The following is a 2,134-nucleotide window of genomic DNA, read 5'->3' as shown; positions in this document are numbered from 1 at the left end:
GATGCCGGCACCATAGGCCGGGTCGGCCTTGTTGCAGTTGTCGATGTGGCGCTGCTTGATGAAGTCCGGCGCATCGCCCAGGGCGCGGGCGGTGTTGTCGAACAGGCGCTGCTTCTGCTCGGCGCTGTAGCTGCGGAACAGCGCGCCCGGCTGGCTGAAGTAGTCGTTGTCGTCTTCGCGGAAGTTCCAGAAGTCGGCATCGCCACGGATCTTCAATGCCGGCTCGCGGTACTGCGGTTGTTCCTGCCACTGGCCGTAGCTGTTGGGCTCGTAATGTGGCAGACCGCCGTAGTTGCCATCCACACGCATGGCGCCATCGCGATGGTTACTGAATACCGGGCAGCGGGCGGCGTTGACCGGGATCTGGTGGTGGTTGACGCCCAGCCGGTAACGCTGCGCATCGGTGTAGGCGAACAGGCGTGCCTGCAGCATCTTGTCCGGCGACGGACCAATACCCGGGACGAGGTTGCTCGGGGCGAAGGCCGACTGCTCCACATCCTGGTACCAGTTCACCGGGTTGCGGTTGAGTTCGAACTCGCCCACCTCGATCAACGGGTAATCGCTCTTGGGCCAGACCTTGGTCAGGTCGAACGGATGGATGCGGTAGGTTTCCGCTTCCAGCTCCGGCATGACCTGCACGAACAGCTTCCACTTCGGGAACTCGCCGCGCTCGATCGCCTGGAACAGGTCGCGGCCATGGCTTTCGCGGTCTTTGCCGACCAGCACTTCGGCCTGCGCATCGGTCAGCGCCTGCACGCCCTGCTGGGTGATGAAATGGAACTTCACCCAGAAGCGCTCGCCGCCTTCATTGGTGAAGCTGTAGGTGTGCGAGCCGAAGCCGTTCATATGGCGGAAGCTGCGCGGGATGCCGCGGTCGCTCATCACCACGGTGACCTGCATCAGGGCTTCCGGCAGCAGTGTCCAGAAGTCCCAGTTGTTGCGGGCGCTGCGCAGGTTGGTGTGCGGGTCGCGCTTGACCGCCTTGTTGAGGTCGCCGAACTTGCGCGGATCACGCAGGAAGAACACCGGGGTGTTGTTGCCGACCAGGTCCCAGTTGCCTTCCTCGGTGTAGAACTTCAGCGCGAAGCCCCGGATGTCGCGCTCGGCGTCGGCGGCGCCACGCTCGCCGGCCACGGTGGTGAAGCGGGCGAACATCTCGGTCTGCTTGCCCACCGCCGAGAAGAGCTTGGCGCGGGTGTACTTGCTGATGTCATGGGTGACGGTGAAGGTGCCGAATGCACCGGAGCCTTGGCGTGCATGCGACGCTCGGGAATGATCTCGCGGTTGAGGTTGGCCAGCTTCTCCAGCAGCCACACGTCTTCCATCAGCAACGGGCCGCGCGGGCCGGCGGTCTTGCTGTTCTGGTTGTCCACCACCGGCGCACCGAAGGCGGTGGTCAGCGGCGTTACCGCCGCGTCGCCATGCTGCTGCTTGGGGGTGGTGCTGGTGTCACGCTGCGACTGTGCGGCCTGCTCGGGGGAGGGGGCGCTGTGGTACGGACAGGTCGGCTTGGTGTCGTTGCTGCTCATGGCTGGCTCCAGCGGGGCGGGGGATGGGTTTCCAGCCCTGACTGTAGCCATGCCGTGGTGAAATGGGTAATCGAATGATGTGCTCGCAGTGATAGTGATTGGCTATCAACGTTCCAATTGGAATTCGCGGGCCCTCTTGCTACCCGTGCCGGGCGGGGCAAGCGTTCGGTTGATGTGAAAATTTCGCGTAGCGGTAGCTGCCGGCGGCCTTCTCGACCACTCCGGTGTCGCAGATCGCAAACAAGGCGGTGCACAGAACCTGGCCTCGCGTGCGGGTTATCGACGTTGCGGTCTTGGAAACGCAAGGGCCGCACTGGGGCGGCCCTTCGTTAAGCGGTCGAGTGCAGGGCACGATCCCCGCGGATATCCGTCGCATCGATTACAGCAGGGATTTCACCCGGTACAGCGCTTCCAGCGCCTGTTTTGGAGTCAGTTCATCCGGGTCTATCGCCTGCAGGGCATCCAACGCTGCCGAACTCGGTGCGGCAAACAGACCAAACTGCTGTGGTGCATCCAATGCCTGGGGCGCCATGGCCGCGCTCTGGGTTTCGCCGCCGCGCTGTTCGAGCTCGGCCAGGCGGCGTCGTGCCTGCGCCACGGTGGCC

General features: G+C 64.1%; 2 protein-coding genes and 1 pseudogene. All 3 read right to left on the bottom strand.

The genetic code is table 11. From position 1 onward, the window contains the following. A partial coding sequence (locus JCM9942_RS20305; RefSeq protein ID WP_304941151.1) for a catalase-related domain-containing protein occupies window positions 1-309 on the bottom strand: 309 nt, incomplete at its 3' end. Window positions 310-312: 3 nt separating this feature from the next. Further along, window positions 313-1,529 (bottom strand): annotated as a pseudogene (locus tag JCM9942_RS14500) (catalase); the annotation flags it as partial. 379 nt (window positions 1,530-1,908) lie between these two features. Next, a partial coding sequence (locus JCM9942_RS14495) for a hypothetical protein (protein ID WP_157722957.1) occupies window positions 1,909-2,134 on the bottom strand: 226 nt, incomplete at its 5' end.

Origin of the sequence: Stenotrophomonas pictorum JCM 9942 (assembly GCF_001310775.1) — a bacterium.
GTDB lineage: Bacteria > Pseudomonadota > Gammaproteobacteria > Xanthomonadales > Xanthomonadaceae > Stenotrophomonas > Stenotrophomonas pictorum.
This window is presented reverse-complemented; position numbering and strand designations above follow the sequence as displayed.